This is a genomic window from Veillonella sp., from assembly GCF_015058545.1.
In the GTDB taxonomy this organism is placed as follows: domain Bacteria; phylum Bacillota; class Negativicutes; order Veillonellales; family Veillonellaceae; genus Veillonella_A.
Genome location: NZ_SVCB01000013.1, coordinates 1 through 15,142, shown reverse-complemented (window position 1 = coordinate 15,142; position 15,142 = coordinate 1). Strand labels below are relative to the sequence as shown.

Below are 15,142 nucleotides of genomic sequence, written 5' to 3'. Positions count from 1 at the left end.
CGGCGTAGCTATAGCCAGTGTTAATGACAGCTATTGGGGCGAACGCTACATCGGAGCTAAGCGCGTAATGTAAATAATCAACTTATACATTATGTGAGTGCGAAATATTGCGTTATGTAAGTTAAGATATTTTGAAGAGGAGGCCCATGCCTCCTCTTTTAGCCTATAAAGTGAGGTTTTGCGGATGGGAGAAATTACTGTAGATAAGGTACAGTTTAATTATGAGCAGGACACTATAATCAGTGAAGTGTCCCTGACGATTCCGGAAGGGGATTTTACGGTTATCGTAGGTCCTAACGGGGCGGGGAAGACAACCTTTTTACGCCTCATTGCGGGGCTTTTAAAACCGGCAACCGGTCAAATTACGATAGACGGGTATTCCGTAAGCGAGGCCCAACAAAAAGGTCTTCTTCATTTGGTGCCGCAGATTTATAACAAAAATGCCGCTCAGTTTCCTGCTACTTGCGGTGAAATTGTGGAGTTGGGTCTGCGTATTCGCGGTATGGGCCGTGCAGAGCGGAAAGCCAAAGCTCATGAAGCCTTGGCTCAAGTGGGAATGGCTGAATTTACCCATCGTCGCATCGGTGATTTGAGTGGTGGCCAGCAGCAACGCGTCATGATTGCTCAGGCCTTGGCGCGAAATCCGAAATACTTGCTTTTGGATGAACCTACCAGCGGCATCGACTTTCAAGTGAGTGCTCATATTTTCCAATTGTTGCGTAGTTTATGTGATAAGGGTATGACGATTATTATGGTTACCCATGATATTGAGGACGCCTGTAAGGAAGCTGACCAGGTAATTTGTATCGACCGTCACGTTTGTTATAACGGCGATAGCCAAGGATTTTTGAAAAGCCATAAGAATACGCCGCTCGCATGGCATATAGGAGGTTAACGTGGATATATTTACCTATGAATTTATGCAGCGAGCCTTTATGGCCGGTTTAATTGTAGCCTTAATGTGTCCTTTAATCGGTACGTTTATTGTTATTAAACGGCAATCGCTCTTAAGTGAAGGGCTCGGCCACGTAGCTTTTGCGGGCGTTACGGGGGCTTCGTTATTATCGATTTATCCGCCTTTTGGCGCCGCTCTATTGACAGTGCTTACGGCTATCGGCATTGAGTTGGTACGCCGTCGTCAAAACCAGTATACGGACATGATTTTGGCCTTATTCTTTTATACTGGTTTGGCCTTGGCCGTAATCTTTGCGACCATGACGAAAATGCCGAGTACGGGCCTTTTAAACTTCTTGTTCGGCAGTATTTTGACCGTAACAGATACGGATATTATGACAATTGCCGGGGTGGCCGTTATTGTGGCCCTGACCGTCTATTTTATGTATTCGAAATTGTTATTTACCGCGTTTGACGAACAGATTGCCGTGACTGCGGGGATTGCCGTAGGGCGCATCAATATGCTCTTTGCTATTTTGACCGCCTTAGTGGTGGTTATGGGGATGACTATTGTCGGTATTTTGCTTATCGGGGCGCTCATGATTGTACCGGTAGCAGCCGCTCACTTATGGCGCCGTGGTTTTGGTCAAACGCTTATTATCAGTGAAATTTATTCATTAGCCAGCGTCAGCCTTGGTCTTTTGGGGGCTTTTGAATATGATTTGGCACCGGGCGGCACCATCGTGCTGGTGGCAATTTTGGGCTACGCCTTAACTTTTGCCGTTACGGTGGCGCGCGACCGAAAATAGGCATAACTAAAAAATAGACAAACATAGACAATAAGGCTTATAATAAAGAGAATTCATATTTATTTAGGAGGCTGAAACTCATGAAGGGTAATGAGCTGCGTCAGGCTTATTTAAAATTTTTTGAAAGCAAACAACATTTAATCTTAGACAGTTTTTCCTTAATTCCGGAAAACGATCCTTCTTTGTTATTAATCGGCGCCGGTATGGCACCGTTAAAACCGTTCTTTACGGGCAAATTGGTACCGCCTCGTACGCGTGTAACTACTTGCCAGAAATGTATTCGTACCGGCGATATTGAAAACGTAGGCCGCACGGCGCGTCATCATACTTTTTTTGAAATGCTCGGCAACTTCTCGTTCGGCGATTATTTTAAAAAAGATGCCATTCATTGGGCTTGGGAATTTTTGACGGAAGTTATTAAACTCGACAAAAATCGTTTATATGTAACCGTATATCCTGATGACCAGGAAGCGTATGATATTTGGCATAAAGAAGTAGGTATGCCGGAAGACCACATTACCCGCTTGGAAGATAACTTCTGGGAAATCGGGGAAGGTCCTTGCGGTCCTGACAGTGAAATTTTCTACGACCTCGGCGAATCCCGCGGTTGTGGTGAACCGGATTGTGCACCGGGTTGTGATTGCGATCGTTATCTTGAAATCTGGAACCTCGTGTTCACGCAATTTAATCGTACCGCTGACGGTGAATATGTACCGCTTGAAAAGAAAAACATTGATACCGGTGCCGGTCTCGAACGTTTGGCATCTGTATTGCAAAATAAAGAAAGCAACTTTGAAACGGATTTAATTTTCCCTATTATTGAAAAAGCGGCTGAAATGGCTAAGGTAACCTATCACACCGACGCCAATACGGACGTATCCCTCAAAGTTATCGGCGACCATGCCCGCGCCATTACCGTACTCATCAGCGATGGCGTATTGCCATCCAACGAAGGTCGCGGCTATGTATTGCGTCGTATCTTGCGTCGTGCCGTACGTCACGGTCGTTTGCTCGGCATTGAAGGTCGTTTCTTGACCGATTTGGTGGACGTGGTTATCGACATTTTAGGCTCCGGTGTACCTGGTCTTATTGAAAAACACGACTTCATCAAACGCGTTGTAGCCAATGAAGAAGATCGTTTCAACCAGACTTTGGCACAAGGCCTCGATATGCTCGGTGCTTTGATTAACGAATTAAAAGAATCTAAAGCTACGGAAGTTCCGGGTGCCGAAGTATTCAAATTATATGACACGTACGGATTCCCTTGGGAACTTACGGAAGAAATTGCGTCTGAAGCAGGCCTTACCATCGATATGGCCGGTTTTGAAAGTGCTATGGCAGAACAGCGTGCTCGTGCCCGTGCGGCTCGTGAAGACGTAGATGCTAAAGTGGCTACTCCGGATATTACCTTCCTTCGCGATGAAAAATTGACCGATGATGAATCCGCTACTTCCTCCGAAATTCTTATGCTCGGCGAAGGCGCTACCCGTCTCGACAGCGCATCGGACGGCATGGAAGTAACCCTCATCGTGCGTACGACTCCGTTCCACGCTGAAGGGGGCGGTCAGTTAGGTGATACCGGTTTCATCGTAGGCCCTATGGGTAAAATGGAAGTTCACACAACCCGGAAATTACCGGAAGGCACAACCTACCATGTAGGTACTATTGTGGAAGGTAATTTGCAGGTGGGCGATACGGTTCAGTTCGAAGTAGATACCACTCGTCGTTTGTCCATGGCTCGTAACCATACGGCTACCCATTTATTGCATGCCGCTTTGAAACAAGTATTGGGCAATCACGTAAATCAGGCCGGTTCCTTAGTAATGCCGGATCGTTTACGTTTCGACTTTACCCACTTCTCACCGGTAACGGCTGAAGAATTGAAACAAATCACCGATTTGGTAAACGGTGAAATTTTAAAAGCTGTTAACTTGAACATCCAAGAAATGTCCATGGACGAAGCTAAAAAATTAGGCGCTATGGCTCTCTTCGGTGAAAAATACGGCGACCGCGTACGCGTAGTTACCGTACCTGATTTCAGTATTGAACTCTGCGGCGGTTCCCATGTTGTAAACACCGCTGTAATCGGCACATTCCGCATCTTGTCGGAAGGCGGCATCGGTTCCGGTGTACGTCGTATTGAAGCGGTAACCGGTGAAGCAGCGTTGCAGCTAGCTCAAAAAGAACAGGCTGAACTTCGCGAAGTGGCAACCCTTCTTAAAACTAAACCGGAAGATATCGTAGCTCGTGCGCAGCAACTCGTGGAAGAAACTAAACAGTTGGAACACGAATTAGCGGCAGCTCGTAAAGAGTTAATGTCCGGTGGTTTGGATGCCGTATTGAACACAGCTTTTGATGCCGGTGAATTCAAAGCCGTAGTCGCTGATGTAAAAGCGGCTGATATGGATGAACTTCGCAGCACGGCCGATATGGTTCGCGATAAAATCGGTTCCGGTATCGTATTACTTGGTATGGCTGGTGACGACAAAGTTAACTTTGTCTGCATGGCTACCAAAGATGCCGTTAAAGCCGGTTTCCACGCCGGCAACATCGTTAAAGCGACGGCTCAGGCAGCCGGCGGTAACGGCGGTGGACGCCCTGATATGGCACAAGCGGGCGGTAAAAATCCAAGTGCCTTACAAAATGCTTTAGAAAAAGGTAAAGAAACTATCCTTTCTATGGTAAAATAGAAGTATGCCAGATTAATAGTTTATCGGTGCGGGCTTAACTATTCGGTTAAGCCAAGCACTGTTATAAAGGAGGCTTTAGCATGAGTGTATCAGATGAAACTATGATGTTTCAGAAAGTAAATGATGTTCCTTCCGCCAGCGAAGTGTTACGTGATGTGTATCACGCTTTGCAGGAAAAGGGATATAACCCGGTGGAACAAATAGTAGGTTTTCTTATCTCCGGCGAGCCTACCTACATTACCAGCTACAACAATGCGCGTAGCATGATTCGTCGCTTGGATCGTGATGAGCTCATCGAAGAATTGGTTAATGAGTATGTAAAGGCTAAGAAACTATAATGCGAATTATGTCGTTGGATGTGGGCAGTCGTACTATCGGCGTCGCCTGTAGTGACGCGTTGTACATGACGGCTCAAGGTATCGAAACAATACGGCGCACTTCCTTAGAACGGGATTTTACGCGATTACAGGAACTGATTACGGAGTATGAAGTGGAAGAAATCGTGGTGGGCATGCCCAAGAATATGAACGGCACTAAGGGCGATCGTGCGCTAAAAACGGAAGAGTTTGTCGCTAAAATGCAGGAAGTCATCGACGTACCTGTTAAGTTTTGGGATGAACGACTCTCTACCGTTATGGCCGAACGTTCCTTGATTGCGGCCGATGTGAGTCGTAAGAAACGCAAGGATGTTATTGATAAAATGGCGGCGGTTGTTATTTTACAAGGTTATTTAGACAGTCGTAGTAATTTAATCAAATAAGGAGGATACCATGGCAGATTTAGATTATGAAGGCGAAGTGACGGTTGTTACATTTACAGACGATGAAGGGCATGAAACGCATTACGAAGAAGATATGGTCATCAACTATGACGGTAAACGTTTTGCCGTATTAGTTTCATTGCCACCGGAAGACTGTGAACCGGGGTGCAAATGCCACGAAGAACCGGAAGCTATCATTTCCCGTATCGATACGGAAGATGGTGAAGACGTCTATGTAGATCCGACCGAAGAAGAATTCGAAGCGGTTCTTGCTATTTATGAAGACGATTTTGTTGAAGAATAATCGGGTATAGGTTAAAAGGGAAAGAGGGGCCACGCCCCTCTTTCGTATGTTTATAATCATTTTTGACAGCATGTTTCATAAGGAGTTTTTAATGTATGGATAGACGTGTGAAGTGGATTGGAATTGGCGTCATCGGCGTTGTTCTGATTCTTTGCATCGCCATGATTACTATGTATTTAAAACCGAATTCTGTGGCCGGTACGCCGCAGGATGTAGTATTTATTGTTGATAAAGATCAAACGGGCGCCGAAATCGGTGATATGCTTTATGAGAAAGGTATCATCAGTTCGCCAACTACCTTTCGTTTGGCACTTAGGTTGACCGGTTCTATGGATAAATTGCAGCAAGGGTACTATCAGATTCCTCAAAACGCCAGCTTGCGTCAGGTAATCGCCTTATTGCAAAAGGGTAAATTGCAAGAAATTAAAGTCATCATTCCGGAAGGCTATACGATTCAGCAAATTGCCGATGAATTAGAAAAAGACGGCCTGGGCCCGAAAGAAGCTTTTTTAGAAAAAGCCAAGACCTATGTACCGTATCAATATATGTACGGACCGGCGAAAGTCGACTACCGTGTTGAAGGCTTCTTATTCCCAAGTACCTATGAAATTCCCGTAGGCAGCACGCCGGAAGAAATTTTAAAACGCATGGCCGGCGAAATGAATAAGCAATTGACGCCGGAAATTCGTGCTCAAATTGAAGCTAAGCATATGACGATTTTTGAATTCATCACCTTGGCCTCTTTGGTAGAAAAAGAAGCACTCTTTGATGAAGATCGTCCGATTATTGCGGCCGTATTCCTTAAACGTTTGCAAATCGGTATGCCCCTGCAATCCTGTGCCAGCATTCAGTATATTTTAGGTTACCCTAAGCCTCATATATCGATTGAAGATACAAAGTTACCGAGTCCGTATAATACGTACATGCACGTAGGCTTACCGCCGGGACCGATTGCCAATCCGGGCATGAAATCCATGGAAGCGGTACTCAATGCGCCAAGTACGGATTATCTCTTCTTTGTAGCGGATAAAGAAGGTCATCACCACTTTACTAAAACATACGAAGAACATATGAAAGTGGTAGAATCAATTTATGGGGAATAGTGGTGTGAGCTATGCAATTAAAGGAAATTTTGAATGAGCAACGCATTTATGCGATACTCAATAAAGTGCCGATTTTACGCGAATCGGAAGTCCATTTATTTGAAGAATTAATCGGTTTGTACGAGCCGTCGCGGGTTCTCGAAGTGGGGACCGCCATCGGTTATTCGACACTTCTTTTGGCAAAACATGCGGCTAAAGATGCGGAGATTGTGTCCATTGAACTCGATGAACAGCGACATAACATGGCGAAACAGTATATCGGTCAGTCCGAATACAAGGATAACATTACCCTGTATTTGGGAGATGCCAACGAAGTACTGACTAAGCTGGAAGGCACGTTTGACTTGGTATTTCTGGATGGGCCGAAAGGTCAATACGGTAAGCAACTGGAGCTCATAGAGTCTCATTTGGCGCCGGGGGCCGTTGTTTTGGCGGATAATGTCCTCTTCAGAGGCTATGTGCGGGGCGATAAGGAAGCACCGCACCGTTATAAAACGATTGTTAAACGATTACGTGAATATTTGGACATGGTTGAAGATAAATCGAAATTTAATACTACCATTTATCCTTTAGGTGATGGTATGAGCGTTAGTATATGGAAAGGTAATAAGTAATACATGAACAGACATATTGAAGTATTGTCGCCGGCCGGCAATATGGATAAATTAAAAATGGCCATTCGTTATGGCGCGGATGCTGTGTATTGTGCGGGCCAATCTTTTGGTTTGCGTGCCAGCAGCTCCAACTTCAGCAATGAAGAATTAAAAGAAGCAGTGGAATTTGTTCATAGTCATGGTAAAAAAATCTATGTAACTTGTAACATTATTCCCCACAATGAAGACTTGGTAGGCCTTGAAGACTACTTGAAATTCTTGGAATCCATCAAAGTAGATGCCATTATCGTAGCCGATTTGGGTATTTTCTTATTGGCAAAACGGGTGGCTCCTAATTTGGAACGCCATGTAAGTACACAGGCCAATACGACGAACTATTTGACTACCGAGTTTTGGAAAGAACAGGGCGCTACTCGTGTTGTGGTGGCTCGTGAAGTAAGTATTGCGGACATCAAGACTATGAAAGAAGCCGCTGACATTGAAATCGAAGCGTTCGTTCACGGTGCTATGTGTATTTCGTACTCCGGTCGTTGCCTCTTGAGTAACTATTTTACAACTCGCGATGCTAACCGCGGACAGTGTACGCAGGCTTGCCGTTGGAAATACTCCTTGGTGGAAGAAAACCGTCCCGGCGAATACTATCCGATTGAAGAAGACCAGCACGGTACTTATATTTTCAACTCCAAAGACCTTTGCTTATTGAAATATATCCCTGATTTGGTAGAAGCGGGCGTTGACAGTCTTAAAATCGAAGGCCGCATGAAGAGCGTTCACTATGCGGCGACGGTAACTAAAGTATATCGTGAAGCGGTGGATAGCTACTTGGCAGATCCTGAGCACTACGAAGTGAAACCGGAATGGATTGAAGAATTGGAAAAAATCTCTCACCGTCCGTATACGGAAGGTTTCTCCGTGGAAAAACCGGATGAAACGGCTCAGAACTACGGCCAGTCCAGCAATACGCAGACTCATGACTTCATCGGTCTTGTAGAAGGCTACAATGTGGAAGAAGGTTATGCATACTTAGAACAACGCAATAACTTCAAAGTGGGCGACGAAGTGGAATTTTGCCAACCTCATGGTGAACTCGTACATCATGTGATTACGAAGATGACCGATGAAGAGGGGAACGAAATCACCGTAGCGCCGCATCCGCAGATGAAAGTGCGTCTTTATATCGATACGCCGCTGGAAGAATATGCCATGATGCGTCGTCGCTATAAGGTGAAAGCATAATGGAAGATTCCTATGTATATTTCAAAATTTCACCGAACCACACCAATTATGTAAATCGCATTTTGGAAGGCTATGAGTATTTGGGCGTCATGACGACCGTTAATCGCGCAGAAGGTCTTTGTATGGTACGAAGCACACCTGATACGGCACCGTTGGTGCGTGAAATTTTGAGCAGTTTACCTATTGAATTAGCTTTAGTAGATGCTATTTAAGCTTACCACTACTATAAAGTTTGTAGGTTCTATCGAGTCATATGACTAAAGTTATACAGTGAAAACTATAAAAGCTCCTATGGCCAACGGCTGTAGGGGCTTTTTAGAAGTATAAGCAATCAGAAAAATTTAATGGTGTAAAATTAAATTTTTGAAAATTATTATAAATTGTACACAATTAGTATTGACATTAACCCGGATATGGTGTAAAGTTAATACATCAAATGAAACAGGTAGAGCGAAGGATATGATATTTAATCCACTGTGTTCCAGAGAGAGACGGCTAGGCTGTGACCGTCTTACACAAGATCATCTATTACCCCCTTCAAACCGATTGGCTGAACTAAGTAAGCTAATCCGCGAGTATGCGTTATCGACAATAAAGTGAGTTATCCGAGTGGATGACTAACTAGGGTGGAACCACGAGACTTTCGTCCCTTGTCGGGATAGAGGTCTCTTTTTTATTATGCGTGCAGCTGTAGCGTGTCCCGCCGGTATAGCTGATTTCTTAGGAGGAATAACCATGAGTGAAGTAAAAATTATTTTACCTGACAACAGTGAACGCGCTTATGCAGCGGGCACTACTTTAGGCGAAGCTGTTAAACAACTGTCCAATAGCTTGGCTAAAAAAGTTTTGGCAGCCGACGTAGACGGTGAATTAACCGATTTGCGTGAAGAAGTAAAGGACGGCTCCAAAGTAAGCTTCTTGACTTTTAACGAACAGGGCGGTAAAGACACTTTGCGTCACAGCGCCTCTCATATTATGGCTCAGGCTATCAAACGCCTTTGGCCGGATGCTCAATTAGCCATCGGACCGGCTATTGAAAACGGTTTCTATTACGATATCGACATGGAACATGTATTGGTTCCTGAAGATTTGGCTAAAATCGAAGCGGAAATGCATAAAATCGTAAAAGCAAACTTCCCAATCGAAAAAGAAGTTCTTTCTCGCGATGAAGCGCTTAAATTCTTTAAAGAAAAACATGAAAACTATAAAGTGGAATTGATTGAAGATTTACCGGCTGACGCTGAGATTTCCACTTACCGTCAAGGCGAATTCGTTGACCTTTGTGCCGGTCCGCACGTAGCTTCTACCGGCAAAGTAAAAGCTTTCAAATTGCAGAGCTTGGCCGGTGCTTACTGGCGCGGCGACGAAAAGAACAAAATGCTCCAACGTATTTACGGTACTGCTTTTGAAAAGAAAGAAGAACTCGACGAATACTTACATCTTCTTGAAGAAGCAGCTCGTCGCGATCACCGTAAATTGGGCAAAGAATTGGGCTTATTCGTACTCAAAGAACAGGGCCCCGGCTTCCCATTCTTCTTACCGAAAGGTATGGCTCTTCGCAACGAATTGGAAAACTTCTGGCGTGAAGTTCACCATGATTTCGACTACGAAGAAATTCGTACCCCAATCATCTTGAACCGCCAACTTTGGGAACAATCCGGTCACTGGTTCCATTATCGTGAAAACATGTACACTACTGTAATTGATGATGAAGATTATGCAATCAAACCAATGAACTGCCCGGGCAGCATCTTGGTATATCAGAACGATTTGCATTCCTACCGTGATTTCCCAATGCGTATGGCTGAACTCGGTCTCGTTCATCGTCATGAATTATCCGGTGCGTTACACGGCTTGTTCCGCGTTCGCAGCTTTACTCAGGATGATGCCCATGTATTCATGTTGCCATCTCAGATTAAAGCTGAATTAATTAAAGTTATTGAATTGTTCGACCGCATTTACAGCCAGTTCGGTTTAACTTATCGCGTAGAATTGAGTACTAAACCTGATAACGCAATGGGTGATGATGCTATTTGGGAATCTGCAACTAATGCACTTCGCGAAGCTATCGAAGAAAAACAAATCCCTTACCAGATTAACGAAGGTGACGGTGCGTTCTACGGTCCTAAATTAGACTTCCATATTCGCGACTCCATCGGTCGTACTTGGCAGTGCGGTACTATCCAGTTGGATATGAACTTGCCTGAACGTTTCCATATGGAATATGTCGGTGAAGACGGTCAGAAACATCAGCCTATCATGATTCACCGTGCTTGCTTCGGCTCCATGGAACGTTTCATCGGTATCCTCATCGAACACTATGCCGGTGCATTCCCAACTTGGTTGGCTCCGGTACAGGTTAAGATTTTACCTATCAGTGAAAAACACGTTGAATATGCTGAAAAATTACGTAAAGCCTTCAAGAAAGCTTATGTTCGTGTTGAACTTGATGATCGTAACGAAAAAATCGGTTACAAGATTCGTCAGGCTCAGATGGAAAAAGTACCTTACATGCTCGTAGTAGGGGATAAAGAAGAACAAGAAGGCACTGTAGCAGTTCGTAGCCGTGTTGAAGGTGAAAAAGGTTCCGTTAAATGGGAAGACTTCTTGGCTGATATCTTAGAAGAAGTAAAAGAACGTAAATAAGAGTTCTTTGATTAAGCGTTCCTAAAACGGCCGCACTAAAGTATGGTGCGATTTAATATTGTAGCATAACTGTGGCTAATCAAGTTTAAAATTTAAATAAAGAGCTTGCTCAACAATTAGTTAGCGATTAATAATTTCTTAGAAATGTATTCAATCGAAACCTTTTGGAGAGCAAGCTCTTTTTATATTTGTATTGCATATTTACAAATTGATTTCCTTCCGATATAATCATTTTAATAAATAATGAAACAAATGTGAACTGCATGCTGTTTTTTTAGTATGACTATATTCTTAAATCAATTAAGGAGTATTTGTATGAAACATGCTTATGTTATATTGACAGCAATGAACGAAAATAAATTGAAAGAGTATAGAATGAAGGTATTCTTACGTCTATTGCATAAGTTTATGTAGTGGACCGAGGAGGGCCTTCTTTTTTTGTTGCCCATACGATTTTTATGATTAAGAGCTTATTTGCTTTCAAATTATGGACTTAACCATAAACGCTATCGCGGCTGTGATAGCTCCATATCTATCCATAGTTAAAGAAGGAATCAATGTTGTGATTGTGAAAATTTTAATGAGCTGGGAGTAATTATGGAAAAGCTGATGTAGGTATTGCCGTAAGGAATGCAGTATTAAGGTCGATAGAGGTGAAGGTATTTATATAGATAGGGGTTAAATATGAAGCAATTCCAATTAATGAGGAGAATAACGAATAAGAGCGTGATAAGAAAAAATGAAAATAATAAAAGACTGGATTGAAAAAAATGCTCAAAAAGAGGCACCATCTATTAGAATTCTTTTTGCTTGTATCTGCTTTATAGTTGGTGGAGTCTTTTTTATAGTGTATTGCCTTATAGATATTTTATTTCGGGAAAATAGATATCCTGATAGAGATGAAATTATTGTAATTTCTGCTCTTAGTGTATCAGTAATAATTTGCTATATAGTGGTAAAAGTGCATATTCGAGTTTACAAGCAAATTGCTAATGAGACGATAGGACAATATGGACTTATAGAGTTGCCAAGATGGCGACAGTATATTGAATTTGTTCGTCGGGCTATGGATATACATCAAGAACCTCCAAATAGAGAAATGTACCCGAAGGAATATATAACTTTTATGTGGAAACGATGGCTAGCTCGCTGCATTTATGGTGTTTTTTCAGTTGGTACGATATCATTACTGGTATATCATTGGGAAGATATTGATGCAGAAATTATTAGTACAATTATTGGCTTAATTATGTGGGCTATTGCACTTAGACGGTGGTTGTAATTTACGGGCGATATAGTTTTATTGCTAGCGGCTAAAGATATACAATTATTGGTAGGTACTAATTCAGGGAAAACTGAAAAAATATTATGAAAGAGCGAAGGTTTAATATGATAAATTACCAACCTATAGACTGGGGCAATGAGTGGAAATTATTTGTCTATAATTTTAAAGTATTTTGGTCAGGGCTTAGGCGACCTTTATTAGGACAACGAATTAATAAGGATACTTATAGATTTTTAGTATTTTTTTCTTTTCTGTTATTACCATCGAGTATTATTTTTTTTATTCCCTTTACATATTTTGAAATATTAGCTAGAGGTGACAGTATTTATTGTATATATATTATACATATGATAGTTCGTGTATTTTTTCAGCCTCTACTGTTAGGTAGAAGATTACAAGATTGGGGTATACCTAAATCTATAGTCTTGCTAATTTTAAGTGGCTGTATCTGGGGAACCTATGAGATGGGATATACTATGACCTTTGATATCAATCATCCTTTTATTGAGCTGTCCAGCACGAAAGAAACAATTCTTGACCTACCTCAATACGTGGATTGGATGAGTTGTTTAGTTTTAGTAGCTATTTTTATACCAGATAATAAAAAGTTCAATCGATTTGGAGACTTTCCTAAGCAAGGAGTTATATTTTTTAGGTGGCGATTCAATGAATGGAAAACGGTTATTTATATAAGTCCTTTAAAATTCATTCAAAGTGGATTACTATTTTTAAAAAAATCGTTGAATTTTAGTGGCCGCACTTCTGCTGAGGAATTAGGTGGATTTGGTGGCTTTATAATAGCAATTCAGTGGTTTGTATCTGCAATGTGGTATGGTGGACAGTATGCAAATACTAATACTTTCGTAACAGTTTGTGAATGGTTACACATAATTTTTTTTATTCCCTCGGTTAGCTTATTTACACGACGGCTACACGATTGTTACTGTAGTGCGTTTTGGATTCCCTTTATGTATATTCCCATTACCAATCTTTTTGTATATGCTGTTCTAATATTTGGGAAATCATGGAAAATAGAGGATTTTGAGCTTAACGAGAATACGCTTGTGGGAAATATGAAAAATTAGGATGGATTGTAAATTAAAAAATAGCGGCTTTATGATATTTAGACCAATTAGTCATTTCGATTCTAGTCTTGTAAAAGATATAAATACAACATCTTTTTTATCTCAAAAAATTCACTTTATTAGATAAAAGGAGTATTTTGAATGATATTTACATTTAAAGATATACTAACGCCTGATGAGATATTAAGGTTAAGGTTCCTTAATAAGAAAATTTTAGATAGAATCTATTATTTTGATTATGTAAAGATGATAAATGATGACAGAGTTTTTGCAAGATCTATATTTTTAGAATGTGATAAAAATATAATTATTATAGGAGCAGAGGAAAGTTGGAGAGCCGACGGTGAGGATTTTCAACGATTAAGAGTTGATAATATTAGTGATATTGATAATGTAAAAGAATATGTAAAAACTTTTTTTCCGAATACCGTTTCTAGAAAAAAAGAATTAGCTTTAAAATGTATAGAAATGGAAGTTAGAATTGATCGTGTTATTTGGAATAGAGAGCACTTCAAATATAGAAATCAAGATAATTATTGGAAAAGAGAATGGGATAATATGATTGTACTTTTTCTTGAGAATAATAAACAAATAATATTAGAATGTGTAACTGATTGTTTAGCGCCATGCATAGTTCTTTACAATTATTCCGATTTAAATTCTTACTTAAAAAAATATAATGAGCTGGATAGGCTAATCGGTAATTGGAATCCGGAAGATACTTATACTGCTGATATATTAGAATATAATCGATGTTTGTTAGAATAATGTGGTCTTAAATAGTAATATGAACCGGAATCTTTATGGGATACAAATAGATACTATAATTTATTAGGAGGTAAGCATGAGGAAAACTTTTTTAATAATAGTATCTATATTAGGGTTATGTATAGCTACTCTTATTTTTGTATATTCAATAGTTTGGCTAGCATTTGATGAATTTTTTGAAAGACCTGACAATATTAGATATACTGCAGTGGCATCACAAACTTCATGTATATTGTATTTTTCATAATTCTCTATAGAAATGAAAGTTTTTTATTGATATAATATGAAAATATAAAATTTATAGGTAGAGGAGTGAGTCACTTGGAGAAAGAGCAAACCCTCAATAGGGGGCTTAAGAACCGCCATGTGCAGTTAATTGCCATCGGAGGTGCTATCGGGACGGGCCTGTTTTTAGGATCGGGTCATTCCATAGCCTTGACGGGGCCGGCTATTTTATTTGCCTACATCATTACCGGTATCATTTGTTTTTTGATGATGCGAGCCCTTGGAGAGTTACTCTTATCAAACACGGAGTATCATACTTTTATTGAATTCGTGCAAGACTATATGGGTGAAAAAACCGCCTTTGTTACCGGTTGGACGTATTGGTTCTGTTGGATCTCCGTAGCCATGGCCGATATTACGGCCGTAGGGATTTACGTTAAGTATTGGTTTCCGTCCATTGAAGCATGGATACCAAGTCTCGTAACGCTGATTATTTTACTGCTTATGAATCTTGTGACGGTAAAATTATTCGGTGAAATGGAGTTCTGGTTTGCCTGTATTAAAGTAGTAGCTATTATAGCGCTGATTGTGCTGGGGCTGTATTTTATTCTTACGGGTCAGCCTACTTCAGCCGGTGTTGCCAGCTTCAGTAATTTATGGAGTCACGGAGGCTGGTTTCCGAAAGGGATGGACGGGTTTATCCAATCCTTCCAAATGGTTGTG

Annotated in this window: 15 protein-coding genes; all 15 read left to right on the top strand. The window is 41.3% G+C overall.

Annotated features, from left to right (window positions below):
• Window positions 1-184: 184 nt before the first annotated feature.
• Window positions 185-895, top strand: coding sequence for a metal ABC transporter ATP-binding protein (locus E7204_RS00635; RefSeq protein ID WP_295180591.1), 711 nt, complete (start codon window positions 185-187; stop codon window positions 893-895).
• Between the two features lies 1 nt (window position 896).
• Window positions 897-1,703 (top strand): metal ABC transporter permease, encoded by an 807-nt coding sequence (locus E7204_RS00630; RefSeq protein ID WP_295180589.1) that lies wholly within the window; start codon window positions 897-899, stop codon window positions 1,701-1,703.
• A gap of 80 nt (window positions 1,704-1,783) precedes the next feature.
• Window positions 1,784-4,393, top strand: coding sequence for an alanine--tRNA ligase (gene alaS / locus E7204_RS00625; protein ID WP_295180587.1), 2,610 nt, complete (start codon window positions 1,784-1,786; stop codon window positions 4,391-4,393).
• A gap of 80 nt (window positions 4,394-4,473) precedes the next feature.
• Window positions 4,474-4,731 carry an IreB family regulatory phosphoprotein gene (locus E7204_RS00620; protein WP_021840910.1) on the top strand — a complete coding sequence of 86 codons (258 nt, stop codon included), beginning with the start codon at window positions 4,474-4,476 and terminating at the stop codon, window positions 4,729-4,731.
• The gene (gene ruvX, locus E7204_RS00615) at window positions 4,731-5,153 is read left to right on the top strand and encodes a Holliday junction resolvase RuvX (protein ID WP_295180584.1); all 423 of its coding nucleotides are present in this window, start codon (window positions 4,731-4,733) and stop codon (window positions 5,151-5,153) included. Before E7204_RS00620 ends, ruvX begins: the two co-directional genes overlap by 1 nt.
• Window positions 5,154-5,163: 10 nt before the next feature.
• Entirely contained in the window at window positions 5,164-5,457 is a 294-nt protein-coding gene (locus E7204_RS00610) for a DUF1292 domain-containing protein (RefSeq protein WP_021840912.1), read from the top strand.
• A 95-nt stretch (window positions 5,458-5,552) separates the two neighbouring features.
• Window positions 5,553-6,560: an endolytic transglycosylase MltG gene (gene mltG / locus E7204_RS00605; RefSeq protein WP_295180583.1), complete on the top strand. Its 1,008-nt coding sequence runs from the start codon at window positions 5,553-5,555 to the stop codon at window positions 6,558-6,560.
• Between the two features lie 11 nt (window positions 6,561-6,571).
• Window positions 6,572-7,174 carry an O-methyltransferase gene (locus E7204_RS00600; protein WP_295180581.1) on the top strand — a complete coding sequence of 201 codons (603 nt, stop codon included), beginning with the start codon at window positions 6,572-6,574 and terminating at the stop codon, window positions 7,172-7,174.
• Window positions 7,175-7,177: 3 nt separating this feature from the next.
• On the top strand, window positions 7,178-8,410 hold the full coding sequence (locus E7204_RS00595; protein WP_295180579.1) for a U32 family peptidase: 1,233 nt from the start codon (window positions 7,178-7,180) through the stop codon (window positions 8,408-8,410).
• Window positions 8,410-8,622 carry a DUF4911 domain-containing protein gene (locus E7204_RS00590; protein ID WP_021840916.1) on the top strand — a complete coding sequence of 71 codons (213 nt, stop codon included), beginning with the start codon at window positions 8,410-8,412 and terminating at the stop codon, window positions 8,620-8,622. Before E7204_RS00595 ends, E7204_RS00590 begins: the two co-directional genes overlap by 1 nt.
• A 523-nt stretch (window positions 8,623-9,145) precedes the next feature.
• Window positions 9,146-11,056, top strand: a complete 1,911-nt coding sequence (thrS, locus tag E7204_RS00585; RefSeq protein WP_021840917.1) for a threonine--tRNA ligase — start codon at window positions 9,146-9,148, stop codon at window positions 11,054-11,056.
• 739 nt (window positions 11,057-11,795) lie between these two features.
• Window positions 11,796-12,338, top strand: a complete 543-nt coding sequence (locus tag E7204_RS00580) for a hypothetical protein (RefSeq protein ID WP_021840919.1) — start codon at window positions 11,796-11,798, stop codon at window positions 12,336-12,338.
• 86 nt (window positions 12,339-12,424) lie between these two features.
• The gene (locus E7204_RS00575; RefSeq protein ID WP_295180575.1) at window positions 12,425-13,426 is read left to right on the top strand and encodes a DUF805 domain-containing protein; all 1,002 of its coding nucleotides are present in this window, start codon (window positions 12,425-12,427) and stop codon (window positions 13,424-13,426) included.
• A gap of 141 nt (window positions 13,427-13,567) precedes the next feature.
• Window positions 13,568-14,194 (top strand): hypothetical protein, encoded by a 627-nt coding sequence (locus tag E7204_RS00570; RefSeq protein WP_295180573.1) that lies wholly within the window; start codon window positions 13,568-13,570, stop codon window positions 14,192-14,194.
• Between the two features lie 321 nt (window positions 14,195-14,515).
• Window positions 14,516-15,142: amino acid permease (locus E7204_RS00565; RefSeq protein WP_295180570.1), on the top strand; the 627-nt coding region annotated here is incomplete at its 3' end.

What these genes read in the sequence shown, in the direction of transcription:
- E7204_RS00635 (WP_295180591.1), top strand. Translation starts at nt 185, where the DNA reads ATGGGAGAAATTACTGTAGATAAGGTACAGTTTAATTATGAGCAGGAC.
- alaS (WP_295180587.1), top strand. Translation starts at nt 1,784, where the DNA reads ATGAAGGGTAATGAGCTGCGTCAGGCTTATTTAAAATTTTTTGAAAGC.
- E7204_RS00620 (WP_021840910.1), top strand. Translation starts at nt 4,474, where the DNA reads ATGAGTGTATCAGATGAAACTATGATGTTTCAGAAAGTAAATGATGTT.
- ruvX (WP_295180584.1), top strand. Translation starts at nt 4,731, where the DNA reads ATGCGAATTATGTCGTTGGATGTGGGCAGTCGTACTATCGGCGTCGCC.
- E7204_RS00610 (WP_021840912.1), top strand. Translation starts at nt 5,164, where the DNA reads ATGGCAGATTTAGATTATGAAGGCGAAGTGACGGTTGTTACATTTACA.
- mltG (WP_295180583.1), top strand. Translation starts at nt 5,553, where the DNA reads ATGGATAGACGTGTGAAGTGGATTGGAATTGGCGTCATCGGCGTTGTT.
- E7204_RS00600 (WP_295180581.1), top strand. Translation starts at nt 6,572, where the DNA reads ATGCAATTAAAGGAAATTTTGAATGAGCAACGCATTTATGCGATACTC.
- E7204_RS00595 (WP_295180579.1), top strand. Translation starts at nt 7,178, where the DNA reads ATGAACAGACATATTGAAGTATTGTCGCCGGCCGGCAATATGGATAAA.
- E7204_RS00590 (WP_021840916.1), top strand. Translation starts at nt 8,410, where the DNA reads ATGGAAGATTCCTATGTATATTTCAAAATTTCACCGAACCACACCAAT.
- thrS (WP_021840917.1), top strand. Translation starts at nt 9,146, where the DNA reads ATGAGTGAAGTAAAAATTATTTTACCTGACAACAGTGAACGCGCTTAT.
- E7204_RS00580 (WP_021840919.1), top strand. Translation starts at nt 11,796, where the DNA reads ATGAAAATAATAAAAGACTGGATTGAAAAAAATGCTCAAAAAGAGGCA.
- E7204_RS00575 (WP_295180575.1), top strand. Translation starts at nt 12,425, where the DNA reads ATGAAAGAGCGAAGGTTTAATATGATAAATTACCAACCTATAGACTGG.
- E7204_RS00570 (WP_295180573.1), top strand. Translation starts at nt 13,568, where the DNA reads ATGATATTTACATTTAAAGATATACTAACGCCTGATGAGATATTAAGG.